Annotated in this window: 13 protein-coding genes; 6 read left to right on the plus strand and 7 right to left on the minus strand. The window is 39.3% G+C overall.

Features of this window, described 5'->3' with window-relative positions:
• Window positions 1–203 (minus strand): response regulator (locus tag Q1K34_RS07805; protein ID WP_300436850.1); only part of this gene is annotated, 203 nt, incomplete at its 3' end.
• Between the two features lie 248 nt (window positions 204–451).
• On the opposite strand from Q1K34_RS07805, the gene Q1K34_RS07810 reads away from it, so the two are divergent.
• Window positions 452–6,391 (plus strand): HAMP domain-containing protein, encoded by a 5,940-nt coding sequence (locus tag Q1K34_RS07810; protein ID WP_300436852.1) that lies wholly within the window; start codon window positions 452–454, stop codon window positions 6,389–6,391.
• A gap of 287 nt (window positions 6,392–6,678) precedes the next feature.
• On the opposite strand, the gene Q1K34_RS07815 is transcribed toward Q1K34_RS07810, so the two are convergent.
• On the minus strand, window positions 6,679–6,945 hold the full coding sequence (locus Q1K34_RS07815) for a helix-turn-helix transcriptional regulator (protein ID WP_300436854.1): 267 nt from the start codon (window positions 6,943–6,945) through the stop codon (window positions 6,679–6,681).
• A gap of 321 nt (window positions 6,946–7,266) precedes the next feature.
• On the opposite strand from Q1K34_RS07815, the gene hemN reads away from it, so the two are divergent.
• From hemN to Q1K34_RS07840, 5 genes are all read left to right on the plus strand, one after another.
• Complete coding sequence (hemN, locus tag Q1K34_RS07820; RefSeq protein WP_300436857.1) at window positions 7,267–8,631, plus strand: oxygen-independent coproporphyrinogen III oxidase; 1,365 nt, start codon at window positions 7,267–7,269, stop codon at window positions 8,629–8,631.
• 107 nt (window positions 8,632–8,738) lie between these two features.
• Window positions 8,739–8,960 carry a hypothetical protein gene (locus Q1K34_RS07825; RefSeq protein WP_300436859.1) on the plus strand — a complete coding sequence of 74 codons (222 nt, stop codon included), beginning with the start codon at window positions 8,739–8,741 and terminating at the stop codon, window positions 8,958–8,960.
• Between the two features lie 72 nt (window positions 8,961–9,032).
• Window positions 9,033–10,283 carry a PAS domain-containing sensor histidine kinase gene (locus Q1K34_RS07830; RefSeq protein WP_300436862.1) on the plus strand — a complete coding sequence of 417 codons (1,251 nt, stop codon included), beginning with the start codon at window positions 9,033–9,035 and terminating at the stop codon, window positions 10,281–10,283.
• A 12-nt stretch (window positions 10,284–10,295) separates the two neighbouring features.
• Window positions 10,296–11,339: a response regulator gene (locus Q1K34_RS07835; RefSeq protein ID WP_300436865.1), complete on the plus strand. Its 1,044-nt coding sequence runs from the start codon at window positions 10,296–10,298 to the stop codon at window positions 11,337–11,339.
• A gap of 91 nt (window positions 11,340–11,430) precedes the next feature.
• On the plus strand, window positions 11,431–12,198 hold the full coding sequence (locus tag Q1K34_RS07840; protein WP_300436867.1) for a universal stress protein: 768 nt from the start codon (window positions 11,431–11,433) through the stop codon (window positions 12,196–12,198).
• Between the two features lie 271 nt (window positions 12,199–12,469).
• Here the strand turns inward: Q1K34_RS07840 and Q1K34_RS07845 are convergent, their stop codons facing one another.
• From Q1K34_RS07845 to Q1K34_RS07865, 5 genes are all read right to left on the minus strand, one after another.
• A complete protein-coding gene (locus Q1K34_RS07845) occupies window positions 12,470–12,868 on the minus strand; it encodes a group III truncated hemoglobin (protein ID WP_300437090.1) in 399 nt (132 codons plus the stop codon).
• A complete protein-coding gene (locus tag Q1K34_RS07850) occupies window positions 12,868–13,149 on the minus strand; it encodes a hypothetical protein (RefSeq protein ID WP_300436870.1) in 282 nt (93 codons plus the stop codon). The genes Q1K34_RS07845 and Q1K34_RS07850 overlap by 1 nt, the downstream gene beginning before the upstream one ends.
• Before the next feature lie 93 nt (window positions 13,150–13,242).
• The gene (locus Q1K34_RS07855; protein ID WP_300436873.1) at window positions 13,243–14,523 is read right to left on the minus strand and encodes an acetyl-CoA hydrolase/transferase C-terminal domain-containing protein; all 1,281 of its coding nucleotides are present in this window, start codon (window positions 14,521–14,523) and stop codon (window positions 13,243–13,245) included.
• A 134-nt stretch (window positions 14,524–14,657) separates the two neighbouring features.
• Window positions 14,658–15,224: a YceI family protein gene (locus Q1K34_RS07860; RefSeq protein WP_300436876.1), complete on the minus strand. Its 567-nt coding sequence runs from the start codon at window positions 15,222–15,224 to the stop codon at window positions 14,658–14,660.
• A gap of 82 nt (window positions 15,225–15,306) precedes the next feature.
• A complete protein-coding gene (locus tag Q1K34_RS07865) occupies window positions 15,307–16,611 on the minus strand; it encodes a hypothetical protein (protein ID WP_300436878.1) in 1,305 nt (434 codons plus the stop codon).
• Window positions 16,612–16,616 lie beyond the last annotated feature (5 nt).

A 16,616-nucleotide genomic window follows, 5' to 3' on the forward strand; every position in this document is an offset into this window, starting at 1 on the left:
CTTATTTCGGCACAGATATCTGTCCCATCAATTCCGTTCAATAATTTGTCCATTATTACCAAATCAAATTTTCCTTCCAGAAGATTTTCTACTGTCTCCCTTGGGGCTCTTAATAAGAATACCTCATAACCATTCATTTCCAGTTGATCTTTGAGTATAAGGCCCAGGTGATTATCGTCCTCAACCAGTAAAATTTTATGCATTATAATACTTATTTACGGAATTTATAAATTCTGCAGGCCTCATAATGTGATAATTGCTCGTGGAAAAATCACATCTTGTCCCTCTATATAATTCACCAAAAATACCTTTAGAAAATTATTTTTCCCCAGATTTCACATAAATTTCACACAATTTTTAGATTTAAAAAGCTTTTACACTTGAAAAATTCATAATACATATTCGATTTTTCATGATTATTTTCCCACGTATTTAAAATCTGCCATTTCCTATGCCCAAAAAGACCACACCTACCAAAACAAAAAGTAAAATCTCAACCCAAAAAACCACTCCTGTAAAACGTCGATTGGTTAAAAAATCTAAACGGGTAGCAGATAAAGATATGTTCAAGGATAATGATTATATGCATGAACAATTGGACAGGCTGATATTTGCATTGGAAGCATTTAGGGAAGGAGATATTTCCGTAAGGTTGTCAAAAGAACGAAACGATAAATTCGCTGATCTGTCTGAAGCTTACAATACCATGGTTGAAATGATTGGAGGTGTAAGTACGGAAGTATCACGTATTTCCCGTGTAGGGGGAATTGAAGGAAACTTGGATGCCAGGGCTGAATTCAAAGCTTCCAGTGGGGTCTGGAAGGATATGATCGATAACATCAACATTCTTATTGAAGCTATAGCTAAACCCGTACTTGAAGTAAGCCGCATCCTTAATAGTATAGCAGCGGGTAAACTGGAAGATAAATTTAGTCTTACAGTAACTGGTGACTTCCGGTCCATGGCCGATGTAATAAACCGAACCTTGGGTAGCCTGAATATTTTTGCAGAACAAGTAACACAGGTAGCCCGAGAGGTAGGAGTAGAAGGGAAATTGGGAGGACAGGCGAGCGTACCGAATGTTTCCGGAACCTGGAAAGATCTTACCGATAATGTGAACCAGATGGCAAGTAACCTGACGGAGCAAGTGCGGGAAATAGCAGGTGTAACCACGGCGGTTGCTGATGGTGACCTCTCAAGAAAGATTACGGAAGAAGGAAAAGGTGGTGAAGTTCTTGGATTGTCTACGACCATTAACCGAATGGTGGATTCCCTGAATATTTTTGCTGCAGAGGTTACGAATGTGGCCCGGGAAGTGGGGGTTGAAGGAAAGTTGGGAGGACAGGCAGATGTGCCCGATGTTGCCGGAACCTGGAAAGATCTTACTGTTAACGTAAATACCATGGCTTCCAATCTTACAGCCCAGGTACGGGAGATTGCAGGAGTGGCAACTTCAGTTGCAAATGGTGACCTTTCAAAGAAAATCTCTATTAATGTTAAGGGAGAGATTGCTGAATTAAAGGATACTATCAACCAGATGGTGGATTCCCTTAATATTTTCTCTGACGAGGTAACCCGCGTGGCGCGTGAAGTAGGTACTGAAGGAAAACTAGGGGGACAGGCAGAAGTTCCTGATGTGGCCGGGACCTGGAAAGATTTAACAGATAATGTAAATACCATGGCAAGCAACCTGACCAATCAAGTGCGGGAGATTGCATCTGTAACCACGGCGGTTGCCCAGGGAGACCTTACACAAAAAATTACGGAAAAAGGAAAAGGTGGAGAAGTATTAATTCTTTCGAATACCATTAACAGCATGGTTGATTCATTAACCCTGTTTGCCGCTGAGGTAACGCGGGTTGCTCGTGAAGTGGGTACCGAAGGAAAACTGGGAGGACAGGCAACTGTACCTAGTGCCGCCGGAACCTGGAAAGATCTTACCGATAATGTTAATATCATGGCCAGCAACCTGACTACCCAGGTGCGGGAAATAGCAAATGTAGCTACTGCGGTAGCCGATGGTGACCTTTCACAAAAAATTACTATTGATGTAAAAGGAGAGATTGCTGAACTTAAGGATACCATCAACCAGATGGTGGACTCGCTAAACATTTTCTCTGATGAGGTAACCCGTGTTGCCCGGGAGGTGGGAACAGAAGGAATTCTTGGAGGTCAGGCTAAGGTTCCAGATGTGGCCGGAACCTGGAAAGACCTTACCGATAATGTAAATTATATGGCCTCGAACCTTACCACTCAGGTACGGGAAATTGCGAATGTTGCAACCGCAGTAGCAAAAGGAGATCTGGCACAAAAAATTGCCATTGAAGCCAAAGGTGAAATAGCAGAACTAAAGGAAACCATCAATACCATGGTGGATTCCCTGAATATATTTTCAGATGAGGTAACCCGTGTTGCCCGCGAAGTTGGAACTGAAGGTATACTTGGTGGTCAGGCGCAGGTTCCCAATGTAGGTGGAGCTTGGTGGGAATTAACCGAGAATGTAAATACGATGGCATCAAACCTTACCACACAGGTAAGGGAAATTGCATCGGTGACAAAGGCTGTAGCAAACGGTGATTTATCTAAGAAAATTTCTGAAGAGGAAAAAGGAGGAGAAGTATTAGAACTCTCGACTATTATCAATACCATGGTGGACTCCCTGAACATACTTTCCAATGAGGTAACGCGTGTTGCCCGCGAGGTAGGTACTGAGAGGATGTTGGGAGGTCAGGCGGAAGTACCCAATGTTGCGGGTGCCTGGTTGGACCTTACCGGAAATGTAAATACGATGGCGAGTAACCTTACCAGTCAGGTGAGGGAGATCGCTAACGTGGCGACTGCGGTAGCCAATGGGGATCTTTCACAAAAAATTTCTATTAATGTAAAAGGGGAGATTGCTGAATTAAAAGACACTATCAACCAGATGGTGGACTCGTTGAATGTCTTTGCCGCGGAGGTAACGCGTGTGGCCCGGGAAGTTGGAACTGAAGGTATGCTTGGAGGTCAGGCAAAAGTACCTAATGTCGCAGGTACCTGGAAGGGGCTTACGGATAATGTGAATACCATGGCAAGTAATTTGACCACCCAGGTACGGGAGATTGCCTCTGTAACCACAGCGGTTGCACATGGGGATCTTTCACAGAAAATTTCAGAACAAGGAAAAGGAGGCGAGGTATTAGAACTTTCTACTACGATCAACATCATGGTAGATGCCCTTAATATATTTGCAGATGAGGTAACCAATGTTGCCCGGGAAGTAGGTACGGAAGGTATTCTAGGCGGTCAGGCCGAGGTACCTAATGTGGCAGGATCCTGGAAAGATCTTACTGATAATGTGAACCAGATGGCAAGTAATCTTACCTCCCAGGTACGGGATATCGCCGGGGTATCTACTGCCCTAGCCAGAGGTGATTTCTCCAGGAAAATTGATGTGGAAGTAAAGGGTGAAGTTCAGGAGTTAAAAAATAACATCAACGCGATGGTAGACAGTTTCACGACCATTGTAAAGGCAGCCAATACTATAGCAGAAGGGAACTTTGCCATTGAAATGCCACTTCGTAGTGAAGCCGATCAGTTGGGAATTGCTCTGAACTCCATGACTGAAAACTTGAAACGTATCTCAGAAGAAAATGAGAATGAAGCATGGATTAAAACCGGACAAGCTGGGCTTAACGATAGAATGCGTGGCGAACAAGACCTCCTGACGTTGTCCAAGAATATTATTTCCTATTTAACTAAATACCTCGATGGCCAGGTAGGAGTAATTTATTTGGCGGAAGGGAATAAGGATAAGAAACAATTAAGAATGACCGGTTCTTATGCGTTTACCCATCGAAAATCCCTTAAAACCACTTTTGATTTTGGAGAAGGTCTTGTAGGTCAGGCTGCTACGGAGAAAGAAGCCATAGTCCTTTCAGGAATACCCGGAGATTACATAAGTGTATCATCTGGCCTGGGAAAAACCGAACCCAGACACATTTTGGTTCAGCCGTTCATTATAGATGGTGAGGTAAAGGGGGTGATAGAAATAGGATCTTTCAAGTCATTCAATGATAATCAATTGGAATTGGTACGGTCGGTAGGAGAAAACATTGCTATTACTACTAACTCTGCTCTCGATAGGGAAAAGATGAAAGACTTACTGGAAGAGTCGCAGCGTCAATCAGAAGAGTTGCTGCAACAACAGGAAAAACTAAAGATTCAGAGTAAGGAATTACAGATGGCCAATGAAGACCTTGAATCAAAAACTACAGATTTGGAGATGCAGAAAGAAGATCTTCAATCCAGTAGGGTTGAGGTAGAACGTAAAGCAAAGGAATTGGAGCTAGCCAGTAAATATAAATCAGAATTCCTGGCCAATATGTCTCATGAATTGAGAACACCACTTAATAGTCTTCTGATCCTTTCCAAAGACCTTAGTGATAATAGAAAAGGCAATTTGTTTAAAGATCAGCAAAAGTCGGCAAGCATTATTTATGAAGGAGGTTTAAACCTGCTAAATCTTATTAATGATATTCTGGACCTTTCTAAAGTAGAAGCGGGAAAACTACAGATTCATCCGGAAGAAATTCGAATAGATAACCTTGTAAATAACCTTCAGGACCAGTTTGAACCCCTGGCCAAATCGAAAAAGCTAAAATTTACAATTCAATCTAAACCAAATGCGCCTGAAAGAATAATTACCGATGGGCAGCGGCTGGAACAAATCATAAAGAATCTTATTTCAAATGCAATTAAATTTACCGAAAAAGGTTCGGTGGAGGTTTCTATTTGCAAACCGGATGAAGGGGTTGATTTTCGTGAAATTACCATTTCCAAATCTGAAGTATTGGAAGTTTCAGTAAAAGATTCCGGAATTGGAATTCCAGAGGCAAAGCGAATGATGATATTTGAAGCTTTCCAGCAGGCAGAGGGAGGTACCAGTCGTCAATATGGGGGCACAGGACTTGGATTAACCATTTCAAGAGAATTGTCAAGATTACTAGGTGGGGAAATACATATAGAGAGTAAAGAAGGAAAGGGCAGCATTTTTAAGGTGTATGTTCCTATAGACCTTCCAAGCGCACCTATAAAAGAAATGGATGATGCCATTTCCTCTTATAGACATTCAAACCAAAATAATTCGCCAAATAAAGCGATGGAGTTGGTAGAAAATAAATCTACAGGTTCACAGGAACTAAATAATATTTCTGATGATAGGGATAATTTAAAAGCTTCCGAATACTCATTATTGATAATTGATGAAGACCAATACCTGGCGCAGACAATAAAGAAACTAGGCAAGAAATACGGTTTTAAACTTCTTTTTGCAAAGGACGGGAAAGAAGGAATGAAAATGGCTGCTCAATACCAACCCAAGGGTATACTCTTAAACAATCAATTACCTGATATGAAAGGGCTGATCCTTCTGGATCATTTAAAATTCAATTTACAAACCAGGCACATACCGGTATATTGTACGGGAGATGAAGATAGACGTAGGGAGGCGTTAAGTAAAGGTGCAATGGGCTTTAGTGTAAAACCTTTAACCTCCAATGTTCTTGAGCATGCTATAAAAAAAATAAAGAAATTAGATAGCTCGCCTCTTAGAGAACTTCTAATAATTGAAGATGATGAAGTAACTTTAAAAGCAATAAAAAGTATCCTCAAGAATAAAGAATTAAAAATTTCTACGGCAAGCACGGGAAAGGATGGATTAGAAGAACTAAAATCCAAAAGATTTGATTGTATTATTCTTGATCTTAAACTACCAGATATTACCGGGTTTGAGGTGCTGAAACAGTTACAATCAAGTCCAAAAGAAGGTAATACTCCAGTAGTTGTGTATACCGGAAAGGAACTCACAACAACAGAAGTGAGAGAACTGAAAAAGTTTACAGATAGTATTTTAATTAAAGGAGCTTCTTCTCCTGAATTACTTCTGGATGAGGTTTCTTTATTTATACATTTTAACGAAAATAATTTCTCGACCAGGCAGAAAAAGATAATGCATGACTTGCATGATCCGAAACATGTTTTAAAAGGCAGAAAGGTATTGGTAGTAGACGATGATGAACGTAATTCCTATGCCCTTTCCAAAGCCTTAACTGATTCGGGTATGAAGGTAGTATTGGCAGAAAACGGAAAAATGGCGATTGAGAAATTAGAAAAGGAAAAAGGAATAGATATTGTCTTGATGGATGTAATGATGCCAGTCATGGATGGATACGAAGCCACAAAAAAAATCAGGGAAGATGCAGCCTATAATAATTTACCGATAATTTCATTAACCGCAAAAGCAATGCCTGAAGATAAAGCCAAAAGTCTTGAGGCTGGTGCCAATGATTACCTTACCAAACCGGTCAAAATAGACAAATTATTAAACATCGTTCGGTTATGGCTAAAGCAGTAATAAGGGGAAAGAGATTTTTCAATAGCTCTGCTAAAACTTGAATATAATAAAAAACTTTTTCTCATTAAATTTTTTGCTATCTGCTGATAAATATTTCAGAATAAGCTATTTGGTATAATTATTATGCGTACATAATAAAAATTTAGTATGGAAGATTGTTTTATAATGATAGGAATCATAATGGCGGGAATTGGATTATTAACAATTTTTATCCTAAATAAAAAAATTGGTGATTAAAAATTATTAAAATTTTTTATGAATAGTTACCATTTCGCTAGTTATTGAAATTATTTAAAGATAAGATGGTGATAATCGAGGTTGATTTTTATGTAAACTGGAATGGTCTTACCAATTAAAATAAAATCCGTGGTAGTGTGGTAAATTTTACTAAGGCGTATAACGTGATTAACACTTATCCCATTTTGGCCCCCTTCAATTAAGCTATATGCCGCTTGTGAAATAAATAGCTTTTCCGCCACATTTTTTTGAGTCCAATTTTTAGACTGCCTAAGCTTTCTAATCCTTTTGGCTATTGGTGAGGTGGAAATTTTCATCTAGTCTTTTATTTGATGGCAGGCCGATCTGTCAAAGTACTAATAATTTATATCAACCACAATAAATATTTAATTGAATAGTAAAAAAAATGATGATTTGTGATAAGTTCCAATTGTGGTTGGACTTTATATGCTCTACGCTTAAATATGGAGAAAGTTAAAATTAAACGGAAAGCCAGAGGAGTAATGGTCTGTTCCGGGATTTTAATAAAGTAGCTCAAAGTTTAAATTACACACTTAATTATTCTACCAAAACCTGATTATCGTCATGTTTCTTTTCGGCTACTGAAATTACTTTTGAAATTGCTAAAACCTAAGAAAGTGAATTTAAAATTAATTGGTAAATATAATGTCCCGGGACCTCGCTATACAAGTTATCCCACCGTGCCTTATTGGGACGATGAACTATTTACACTAAAAGAATGGAAGGCTTCGATCCAGAGAAGCTTTGACGAGAGCAATTTTTCAGAAGGCATAAGTCTTTACATTCATCTTCCTTTCTGCGAAAGCCTGTGTACTTTTTGCGGCTGTAATAAAAGAATAACAAAAAACCACCATGTAGAGGTTCCATACATCCAGTCCGTTTTAAAGGAATGGAAGATGTACTGGGATCTTTTTGAAGAAAAACCGGTGATCAAGGAATTACATCTTGGCGGGGGTACACCCACCTTTTTTTCAGCAGAAAACCTTCAATTATTGCTGGATGGAATTTTTAGTTTAGCCCGTAAACACCCCGATGCTGAATTTAGTTTTGAAGGGCATCCTAATAACACTAAAAAAGATCATCTACAAGCACTTGCTAAATTAGGTTTCAACAGGCTTAGTTATGGAGTGCAGGATTATAATCCAGTAGTGCAGAAGGCCATTCACCGTATTCAGCCTTTCAAAAACGTGAAAAAAGCAACTATAGAAGCAAGGGAAGCAGGTTTTACTTCAGTGGGGCATGATATTATTTTTGGGTTGCCGTTTCAAAAGAAGGAACATATCATCCATACCATTGAGCGAACCAGGGAATTAATGCCAGACAGGATCGCTTTTTATAGCTATGCACATGTTCCATGGATTAAAGGCAATGGCCAGCGCGGATTCAAAGAAAGCGACACTCCTTCAGCTTCCGAAAAACGTGAGCAATACGAAATAGGAAAAAAAATGCTCCTTGAAGCCGGATATGAAGAAATAGGAATGGATCATTTCGCACTGAAAACCGATAGTCTTTACCAGGCCGTGGAAAATAAAAGCCTGCACCGTAATTTTATGGGATATACGGCCTCCAAAACACTGTCGATGATTGGCCTGGGTGTTTCAGCTATAAGTGACAGCTGGTATGGTTTTGCTCAAAATGTAAAGGGCGTGGAGGAATATCAGCACCTGGTTCAGAATAATATTTTACCTGTTTATCGCGGCCATATTTTAACTGAAGAAGATCTTATCATTAGAAAGCATATTCTCAATCTAATGTGCAAACTGAAAACTTTTTGGTATACCCGTAATCAGTTTTTTAGGGAACTTCCTGAAGTGCTGGTCAAACTCAGGGAAATGCAGCAGGACGGACTTGTGGAAATTGATAGCAATTACCTTAAAATCACCGAAAAAGGCAGGCCATTCGTAAGAAATGTGGCCATGGCTTTTGATTTACGTCTGCAAAGAAAAAAACCCGAAGCCAGATTATTTTCTATGACTGTTTAAAGTTTATGGCTTAAAATGTTTTCAGGTATAACTAGTTGATTTTAAGCGAATTTTTAGCGGTTTTTTAAGATGTTTCCATTATTAAAATGGATATCTTAAAATTAAAAATGAAAAGTTCGGCTATTTTATTCCTCATATTAACCACCTGCGTTTTGGTTCTTGTTACCATTTTTTCTGCACTGAATTTCCCGTTTCCTTTGATCTTTTATATGGTTTGTGCGGGGCAGTTGTTGTTGATCTGGACTGTTTATAAAGTGCTTACTGAAAAATATACCACAGAAAAAACATTTGAAGATTATTATGAAGATCATCCTATAGACAGGGAATAGAAAATTAGAATGTCATAAATTTGAATGGAATGGTTTTAATTTTCAATTTTGTACTTTCTTAATTAGCTCATATTGCAGGAAAAATTCAAGAATAATCGTGATATTTTCAATTTGCTCTTCCAGGCCGCTTCGGAAGGGATCATTGTGGTGAATTCAAAACAAATAGTCGTTGCCTCGAATCTGGCTGCCGAAGAAATGTTTGGATATGAAGAGGGGGAACTCATAGATCGGCATCTGGACGTGCTTATCCCTAAAGAATATCACCACAGTCACCATCGTCATTTCAATAATTTTATAGATAAATCGGAAAAAAGGCAGATGGGCCATGGTAGGGACCTGCACGGCGTAAAAAAAGACGGTACCCTTTTTCCCGTTGAAGCCGGATTGAATCCTTTTAAAATGGAGGGGGAAGAATATGTCATGTCCCTGGTGATAGACATTAGCGTGAGAAAAGAAACCCAGCGGCAAATACAGGAACTAAATGCTCAGCTTGAAAACAAGATCAAGGTAAGGACCAGCGAATTGAGTGAAAGTGTAAAGAAACTTCAAAAGGTAAATGTAGATCTCGAAGAGGAAATAGCTCGGAGAAAAGAAGCCGAAAAAAAGATCAAGGATGCGCTGCAAAAGGAAAAGGAATTGAATGAACTAAAAACAAAATTTCTTTCGCTGGTTTCTCATGAATTCAAAACTCCCTTAAGTGGTATTTTAACCTCTGCAATGCTCACTGAAAAATATACCAAAGAAGAGCAGCAGCAAAAAAGGGAGAAGCACCTCGTGACCATCAGGAATAAGGTGCATTACCTCAATAATATCCTTAACGATTTTCTTTCTATCGAAAGACTGGACACAGGAAAAGGCCAGTACAAATATACCAGTTTCAGTCTCAAGCGGCTTATCAATGAAGTGATCTACAACGCCAATATCACTTTGAAAGATGGCCAGGAAATTATTTATCCCAGGGACATTGAAGATATTACGCTATTTCAGGATGAAAAGATACTGGAGCTTATCCTGTCCAATCTCTTGGGAAATGCGGTAAAATATTCTCCGGAAAATACCACTATCAAACTGGTGATAGCTTTCAGGGAAAAGAATATAATTTTTACTATTGAAGATCAGGGTCGGGGAATACCGGAAAAAGATCAGAAACATATTTTTGAACGTTATTTCAGGGCAGAAAACGCACTTCTTGATCAGGGAACTGGTATTGGACTTAATATTGCGAAGGCCCACCTTGAAAATCTTGGTGGAAACATCAGTTTTGAAAGTGAAGAAGAAAAAGGAACCAAATTTAGAGTGGAACTGCCGGTTAATCAATCCTGATAAATTGAAATTATGAAGAACATACTACTTATTGAAGACGATATAACCGTAAGGGAAAATACAGCCGAATTACTGGAATTATCAGATTATGAAGTGGCAACTGCGGCTAATGGAAGACAGGGAATCGATAAAGCCAGGGCTTCTCATCCAGATATTATCGTGTGCGATGTCATGATGCCGGAAGTTGATGGCTATGGAGTTCTGGAGGCTTTGAGCAACGATCCTGAAACCGCCAATATCCCATTTATTTTTCTTTCAGCGCGGACTGAACATAAGGATATTCGTAAAGGAATGGATCTTGGTGCCGATGATTACCTCACCAAACCTTTTGATGAAGAAGATCTTTTAAGTGCGATTGAAAGTCGACTGGCAAAAGTCGCGATCCTTAAATCTTATCAAAAAATCGATCAGCCCAAAACAGATCAGGGAACCCTCAAAGATCTCGATGATCTTCGTGAAATGTTCAAGGAATATAGGTTGGAAGATTTCAGGAAAGGAGAGGTCATTTATGAAAAAGGCAAACACTCAAATTTCTTTTACCTGGTAAAACGTGGGGTGGTGAAGGCACACAGAATGGATAACCAGGGAAAGGAATTGATCACGGAACTCTATAAAGCTGGGGATTTCTTCGGGAATCATGCAAATAATACACAATCGGCTTATGAAGATTACGCCACCGCTATGGAAGATTCACAGTTATATGTGATCTCCCGGGAGGAATTCCATAAGGTGTTGGCAAAAAATCCACGAGTTACGTTACAACTTATCGAGGTTTTGAATACGAACCTTTCAGAACTGAAACAGCAGCTTATGGATATGGCTTATGGTTCTGTTAGGAAAAAAACTGCGAATACTATTTTGCTTTTTGCTGAAAGGATTGAAAAGCATCCACTAAAAAGTATCCGTATCTCGCGGGCAGATCTTGCAGGTGTCGCGGGGATGGCCCCGGAGAGTCTTATTAGAACCTTATCTGATTTCAAAAAAGAAGGATTGATCGAGATCGAAGGTCGAAATATCAAATTGCTGAATCCTGAAGCGCTTAAGAATATTAAGTAGCGCAATTCATCCCTTACATTCTAATAACTGATTTTTGTCATTTTTCTATAGTCACTTCTGGCGTAATTTCGCTTATGTTAAATGATGAAAGATGAATGTTTTAATCCTGACTGACTTTTCGGAAGTTTCAGATAATGCTGCAAAATATGCTATAGATTTTTTACAGGAAATTCCTTCGAATTTCTATTTACTGAATATTCAGGATTTTAATTTTAATAGGACAGCCAGCAATAAGCTTGAGCATCAGCTAATTGATATTTTAGAGAAGCTTCAGAAAAATGCTGAAGAACTAAAATATTATAGCAGTAATCCTGAACATCATTTCAATACCTCCCTTTCTTCAGAAAATCTTATAAAGGCTGTACGTTTGGCGATGGAAGAACGTAAAATTGATCTTATTTTTATAGGAACCGTTAGTCAGAAAACACATCAGCATCCTATCCTGGGCGACCATGCCTATGATGTGGTTCGGAAGATAAAATGTAATATTATCGCCGTGCCAGCAGGCTGCCAATATAAAATTCCCAAAAACACGATCTTCCCGGTAGATTCATCTCTGATTCCCGATGAAAAGATCGTACAGATCATGGAGGAAAGTTTTTATTTAAAAAAAACCAAATTTAGCCTGATGGAGATCAATGATACAAAGGTAATTGCGCGTAACCCGGAAGGCCAGGAAAAGAACGTGATCCGGTTCAAAGATCTCAACTACAATTTCCTGGAAGACATCAGGGAAAAATTTGATTTTATCTTCATAATTGGTAAAAACCTGAATATTTGTGACAGGTTTCTACATACCCGCTACGGCTTTTCAGCCAAGATGGTTATCAAAATTCCAATTTTCGTATATCATCAGTAGCAAATTAGATGAGATCCTATGAATTAAAATAGACTGCTCCATCGTTTCTACTCGCAGTTACACTTTAATTTGATGTCAATGGTAGGCGAAGCCGTGGCAATTTGCTCTCTATTAATCTTAACCTTAATATAAGCCAGTAATTATGTGAAAGGATTATCAATTGCTGTTAGTCAGGTTGTAGCAAATTCGAGACCTTTATTTTTAAAAAACGAAGATTTGCCTGCGGCGGTGTACGGGCTCGCAGTGACCGGTGTAAAGGTATTTTTTAGGACTATGCTTTTGAAGAGATCCCACGGTTTTGGTAAATCCTCAGAAAGAGATGGGTAGACATTTTTCGGGCATTGTTCTTGGCCCGTTGCGCATATTCGCCTTCAAAAAGTTCATCGATGGTTTGGAACCAGAGATTTAACCAGATACCAAAGTGATATTCGGTGATACTATTCTTATGTTCAGCGTCAACTTTTACATGTGCCTGCGCCGGATTTCCCATGAATGAGCCAGTAAAGAAAAGATTGCCTTCCCAAAAATCGGTCAGTTTTTCAAGATGTGATTCCCAATTGGTGATCGTGTTATTGAAAAAATGGCCGATCTCTCCATTCTGCCTAACTTTCTTATAAAAGCTGTCCACCAGTAAAAATACATCAGCCCGGTTTTTAATATCTTTTTTGATCATATAAGATTTATGATAATTAAAATGGAACTTAATATAAGACTTATGATAAGCGAATTAAGAACAAATTTTGCTTTTAACTGTGCAAGGACCGAAGCATTGAACCACATACAAGCGACAACGATTATTCCAAGCTGGATCATATTTATAACATCATGCCCGTTCATTAAAATGAACATTGCCGCGATAGATCCCAAACAGCTTGAAACTAAGATTCCGGTAGTTGCGCCTGCAAAAAAATCCTGAGTGAATTCGTTTAGAGTTTTTTGATATAGTGTCATGATTTCAGCTTTTAAATTATGATGTAAAATTACCGCCATCATAGCAGGTAAAATATGACACAGATCAGTTTTATCTGATTTTAAATTATTGATTTATACATTATTAAGCCTTTCAAACGCCTGCTGTTCCAGTTTCTCCCTATGATCTGGATTTGCTATGGAAATAAGCGCTTCGGCTCGTTGTTTTAGATTTTTACCGAAAAGGTCTACCACGCCATATTCCGTAGCAATGTAGTGCACATGCGCGCGGGTAGTGGTTACTCCCGCGCCTTCTTTGAGGTAGGGAACGATCTTGGAAATACCTTTATTCGTGACTGAAGGCATGGCGATAATTGCCTTTCCTCCTTCTGAAAGGGAAGCCCCGCGAATAAAGTCCATCTGCCCGCCAACACCGGAATATTGGATTTTCCCAATAGTATCGGCACAGACCTGACCTGTAAGGTCGATCTCAATGGCCGAGTTGATGGCGGTTACTTTTGGGTTTTGTCTTATTAGGGCTGTATCGTTGGTATAAGCCGCTTCCTTGAAATGTACCAGCGGATTGTCATCTATAAAATCGTACAATTTGGGGGAACCTACTGCGAAACAGGTCACCAGCTTACCAGTTTTGATCTTTTTCTGTTGGCCGGTGATCACTTCTTTTTCTATAAGTGGTAATACCCCATCTGAGAACATTTCGGTGTGTATTCCCAGGTTTTTATGGTTGGTGAGATTATTCAGTACAACATTCGGGATACCACCAATCCCCATTTGAAGGGTGGCACCGTCTTCCACAAGACCGGCCACATGTTTTCCTATCTGCCTCTCAATTTCGGAAGGTTCCGATAAATGAGCGGCATGAATAGGCTGGTCAACTGCAATGGCCGCATGTAGCTGACTAATATGAATGATCCCGTCTCCGTGGGTTCTTGGAACCTGCGGATTGATCTGTGCAACTACTTTTTTTGCGCTTTGTATGGCGGGAAGCGTTACATCTACTGAAACACCAAGTGAACAATAACCATGTTTATCGGGCGGGGAAACCTGGATAAAAGCAAAATCCAGCGGAAGAATATTTCTGCGAAAGAGCACGTGTATCTCGCTGAGGAAAATTGGAATATAAGCTCCATAATTAGAATTCACTGCTTTTCTCACATTACTTCCTACAAAACAGGAGTTAGTCTTAAATGATTTATTGTAAGGTTCCTGGGTGTAAAGTGCATTTCCTTCAGTATGGATTTGAATAAGCTCCACATCCTTAAGTTCTTCATGCCTATCGCATAGTGCGTTGATAAGGGTGTTGGGGGTCATCGCTGCACCCTGTAAGAAAACCCGATGGCCAGATTTAACTTCTTTTACTGCTTCTTGAGCTGAGACGATATCTAGATTTTTCATTTGTGTATATTTTTAAAATGTAATTTGCCAATGATCATCTCGGTTAGGAGTGAAGTTCAGTAATGGCTAAACTCATGTTGTTTTTCGAAATTTATGTGCGGAATGCCTTATAAAATGTCGGTTTTTAATGGTTCTTATCTTAGTACTTTGAGATTGAATTGTACTTCGATAATTTCTCTCACCTGGACCAAACCCATAGCTTTTTTTGGTGGCTCCAGCCCGAAATCCCTGATATTGATATTGAATTCCCCTTCAAAGTTATTATCGTTAATATGTACTGGCAGCTCATAATCTTTTTGACCGCCGGCGAGGTTCACCGTGATAAATGCCCTCACAAATTCTTCGGAAATGAGCTCCACTTTATTAATTTCAAGCACAATTGCCGGATATTCATCAAATTTCAGCAGGTCCTGAAGGTCTTCATTCATTCTGCGGTGCGCGCAATCAAAAGCATCGGTTGCAAGTTTTAAGGAAAGTCCTTTGAACCGGATTTCCTTTTCACCTTTGGAATATTCAATTTCTCGGTTCCCTTTTATAAGATCGGAATCAAACTTACAATCAAACTTATTTACGTTGGTACTTCCAGCGATTATAAGTTCACTTTTGGGCGAAATCTTTATCCTGGTTTCACTGAAATCTCTTTGTGCCAGGATTGCAGTGCATAAAAACAGCATACAGAAAGACATTAAAAGATTTTTCATGGTATTTGTTCTAGTTCAGAAAAAAGGGCGAAGAACTTAGGCTGAAAAGCCATGAACCTCGCCCGATTTCAGCATATTCAAATTAGAAGCTAATTACTGCTTCAAAGACAAATCCATCAGCTTTACCGTCGTTATGGATATCGGTTACCGGGTAGTCATTATAATTCTGGTTCATGTATTCAATTTTAGCCAGGATATTTTTGGTCATAAACCAGCCTGCTCCAAGGTTTAAACGGTTAACACTGACATCTTCCCCGCTGGCAAGTTCTCCGTCCACATAATTGTAACGGCCACCCAGGTAGAATTTTTCATTACTTCCGAAGCGGTAAATAAGTTCCCCGGCATACTGGTTCCATACTCGTTCATCAGCTTCAGCGGCTACTTTTCCTGAAGCTCTTTCATAGATCCCGAAGAATTCGAGTCCGCCATATTTAATAAAGGGATTAATCATTACAGAGGTTAGCTCATTTCTTAAGTTAGGATTAATTCTTGCAGCCCTAAAGGTATCCCCACTACCATCCACATCGGTAAACAGGTTGTAGTAACGGGAACCTGCACGGTCTCCACTATATAAATAAGCACTTGCAGTTTGATTGGTGTGATAAACAGAACCGGTTAGCCTAAACCTAAAATCTTCATTCAGGTAATTGTCGTAACCCACTTTTGCAAGTAAAGAAGGGCTGGTGCTTTTCGGATTGGTAACAGACTGATTTAATTTACCATTGGTAGCTCCCAGCATGGCAAGAAAACCTTTGTTGAAATAATAAACTTCTGCACCTACTTCAGTGGTAAAACTATCCATAAGATAATTTCCAACAAAAGGATTATAAAGAGCCATGGCATTATCGGTCCTTCTAAAATGTGCATCCCCGTAATTATTTTCCATATGGCCAATTTTGATCCTCAAGTGGTCCATAAGACCTTCGGCAAAACCTTCGCTTATAAAATCCAGTTTATCAATTTGGAGATATCCACCCTTTACATAAGTTTCTGTATGATGTTGGGAAGACAGATAGGTTCTAAGATGTAGTTGTACCCCATCATAAAGCATCACGTCAAAATCCAAGTTTGCTGTTGCCAGGTTGAAGTTACCACCTATTTCCTGCAGGATCGGTGTGGCTTCATTTCCTGAATTTTCATGATCTATGTCCTGGAATTGCAATGCAAAAGCACCGCCTACCCTTACATTAATACCTTTAAAATTGGTTAGGGTATCTTTATTAGGTTCGAATTCATTTACCCCTCGCTGGTCTCTTTCCCTGAAGTTAGGGAAATCACGGTTGAACAAATCACTTTCCCAGAAAGACTGTTTCTGCTCCTGGGCCTGCAATTGGAAACTGAATACTGCTACCAGCAGGAATACGAGATATTGAATGGAAGTTTTCATTTTTA

The sequence above is a fragment of the Christiangramia sp. genome (genome assembly GCF_029937855.1).
In the GTDB taxonomy this organism is placed as follows: Bacteria; Bacteroidota; Bacteroidia; order Flavobacteriales; family Flavobacteriaceae; genus Christiangramia.